This is a genomic window from Stenotrophomonas sp. 05L414_2 (assembly GCF_056397905.1).
The window spans coordinates 1-3,163 of sequence record NZ_JBFTOJ010000268.1; the positions used below are offsets into that span (position 1 = coordinate 1).

At 65.9% G+C, this 3,163-nt stretch carries 3 protein-coding genes; 2 read left to right on the forward strand and 1 reads right to left on the reverse strand.

The window, feature by feature from the left end; all coding sequences use genetic code 11:
* Positions 1-1,973 (reverse strand): TonB-dependent receptor (locus AC1DJN_RS21355; RefSeq protein WP_478040136.1); only part of this gene is annotated, 1,973 nt, incomplete at its 3' end.
* A 153-nt stretch (positions 1,974-2,126) separates the two neighbouring features.
* Here AC1DJN_RS21355 and upp point away from each other — a divergent pair.
* Together upp and AC1DJN_RS21365 are read left to right on the forward strand one after the other, a co-directional pair.
* On the forward strand, positions 2,127-2,759 hold the full coding sequence (gene upp / locus AC1DJN_RS21360) for a uracil phosphoribosyltransferase (protein ID WP_478040138.1): 633 nt from the start codon (positions 2,127-2,129) through the stop codon (positions 2,757-2,759).
* 117 nt (positions 2,760-2,876) lie between these two features.
* Positions 2,877-3,163, forward strand: a 287-nt coding sequence (locus AC1DJN_RS21365; protein WP_478040141.1) for a PsiF family protein, incomplete at its 3' end; no start/stop codon positions are given.

Below are 3,163 nucleotides of genomic sequence, written 5' to 3' on the forward strand. Positions count from 1 at the left end.
ATGCCGGTACTGCCGAGGTACTTCTCCACCGACAGGTCGATGTTCTTCGACTCGTACGGGTCCAGCTCAGGATTGCCCAGGCGCACTTCCTCGTCGCCGCGGCTGTAGCCGACGCGCGGCGAGATATCGCCGAAGGACGGGCGCGAAACGGTCTTGTTGGCCGAGGCGCGCAGCACCCAGTCATCGGCCGCGTCATAGCGCAGGTGCAGGCCCGGCAGTACGTTGGTATAGCTGCTGTTGGCCACGCGCGGGGTTACGGTGTAGCTGCGGCCGTTGGCCGCCACATCGACCTGGTTGCCTTCGGCCCTGAAGCGCGTGTTCTCCACACGCACGCCACCGATGATGCGCAGCGCACCGACATCCCAGGTCCCCATGGCGTAGCTGGCGAAGATGTCTTCACTGGCGGTGTAGTCCTCTTCCAGCGAGGTCATCGCGTTGGCGCCGACATCCTGCGGGCGAGCACTGAACTGGCCACGGTTGGCCGCCCAGTACGCGCGCATCGCGTCCGAATCCATGCCGTCACCCAGGGTGCCGTGGCGGTGATCCGGGGAGCCGGTGGTCCAGCTGGACAGGGCAACCTTCGGGCCGACGCGCAGTTCGCTTTCGTCGACGTTGACGTCGCGGTCGCGCCAGCGCCCCAGCAGGCCGAACTTGATGCTGCTGCTGTCGCCGTCGAAGCGCACGTTGACCTGTGCGCTGTGCTCCTTGTCGTTCACCTGCTTGGGTGAAATCACGAAGCGGTCGAACGCGYAGTTCGCGTTGTCCAGCCACTGCGGATTGTCGAAGCTGTAGCTGGGCATTCGACTGCTCTGGTCCAGCGTACCGTTGAAGGCCTTGCCGTTGAGCTTGAAGCGCGCCTCCATTTCATCGTTCACCCGCTCTTCGGTGCRGGTGAAACCCACCTTGTAATCGACCACGGCGTTGGTCAGCGTGTTCTCGCCGCCCAGGCTGGCCGCAAAGGTGTTCTCTTCCTTGGTGCGGTAGCGCATGCGCCTGTCGATGGAATCCTTCGGCATGCCGTCCAACCGGTACTGGTCGGTACCGGTCTTCACCATCTTGGCGTCATCGAAGTTGAAGATCACCCGCTGGCGGGTTTCGGCATCATCGAACTGGCTGTACAGCGCACGCAGGTAGTACTTGCTGTCCTCGTTCGGGCGCCAGTCCAGGTTGAGGTTGGCGCCGATGCGCTTGCGCTCGATTTCGTATTTGCGGTGCTGCAGGTTGATCGCGGTGACGTCGCCCGGTGCGGCATCGTCTTCGCCGTCGTACTCCACTTCGGTGTTGTCCGATTCGAACGTGCGCTTCTGGTAGTTCACGCCCAGCGCGACGCCGAAGGTGTCGTTGAACACTTCGCTGTAGTTGAAGGCCGCCTTCGGGCTGGTTTCGCCGGACAGCTGCTGGTGGCTGGCTTCGATCTTGCCACGCAGGCTGCGGCCGTCACGATCGAAGGCCGAGGCCGATTCAACCAGGATCGCGCCGCCGATGGCGTCGCCCGGCATGTCCGGGGTGGGCGACTTGACCACGCGCAGGCGCTCGGTCGAATCGGACGGAATCACATCCAGCGGCGCCGCGCGGCTGGAATCTTCCGGGGTGCCGATGGCGATGCCGTCGACGCTGACGCTGTTGAGGTTGGCATCCAGGCCACGCACCACCACGAACCGGCCTTCCCCCTGGTCGCGGGTCACGCTGATGCCCGGCAGGCGCTGCAGCGACTCGGCCACGTTCTTGTCCGGGTACTGGCCCAGCGCGTCGGAGGACACGGCGTCTTCGATGGCATCGCTGCTGCGCTTCAGGTCGACGGCGCGTACCTGCGATTCCAGCTGCGCGCGCACTTCGACGCGGTCCAGATCGGTCGCTGCGGCGGCACCCCCTGCCACGGCAGCGGCAGCGTTTTCGGCCGCCAGCACCGACGGGCTGGCCGTCACCAGCAGCGAGAGGCTGATTGCCAGGCCCAACGTGTTCTTCTTCTGCACAGCTATCCCCAACGGTGTAAAGATTGGGTCAGCACGGTATGTCCGGCAGGTTGCATGGGCATGACACCGGTGGAGCCTGGCCTGCCGGACCCGGCTCGGCACCACCGCGCATTCCGCTTAAAATGGGGGCCTCCCCTTCTGCCAGACCATCCCATGAAGATCGTCGAAGTGCGCCACCCGCTGGTGCAGCACAAGATCGGCCTGATGCGCAACGCCGCGCTCAGCACCAAGGATTTCCGCGAACTGGCCAACGAACTGGGCACGCTGCTGGCCTACGAGGCCACCGCCGACCTGGAAACCGAGCCGCACACCCTGCCGGGCTGGTCCGGCCCGGTCACCGTGCAGCGCATCGCCGGCGCCAAGATCACCSTSGTGCCGATCCTGCGCGCCGGSCTGGGCATGCTCARCGGCGTGCTGTCGCTGATCCCGGCCGCSCGYGTCAGCGTAGTCGGCCTGCAGCGCGATGAGGAAACCCTGCAGCCGGTGCCTTACTTCGAGCGCCTGACCGGCCGCCTGGAAGAGCGCGACGCGCTGATCCTCGACCCGATGCTGGCCACCGGCGGCACCCTGATCGCCACCATCGACATGCTCAAGCGCGCCGGCGCACGCCGGATCAAGGGCATCTTCCTGGTTGCCGCGCCGGAGGGCATCGAAGCGGTGAAGGCCGTGCACCCGGACGTGGAGATCTACACCGCCGCGATCGATGCGCAGCTCAACGACAAGGGCTACATCCTGCCGGGCCTGGGTGATGCCGGCGACCGCATCTTCGGTACCCGCGTGGGCTGAGATCGACCGGGTCGGAGCGCTTTCGAAAGGAAGTGCTCCACCTGCTCCAGGCACCTTCACGCCGGCTTTGCGGCGACGGGCGAATGCTCCGCGCACCCGCCCTGCCCTGGAGCCACCATGAAAGCCTCTTTGCTGCTCGCCGCCGCCCTGCTGGTCGGCCTCCCGATTGCCGCCAACGCAGCCACCCCACAGCAGCAGCGCATGGCCGACTGTTCGGCAAAGAACAAAGGGCTGAAAGGCGACGCCTACAAGTCCGCGCAGAGCGCATGCCTGAGTTCGCACGCAGCCGCACCGGCAACCCCTGCCACGCCGCAGGAGCGCATGAAGAAGTGCAACGCAGACGCCGCCACCCAAAAGCTCGCCGGCGACGCCCGCAAGACCTTCATGAGCAGCTGCCTCAAGGC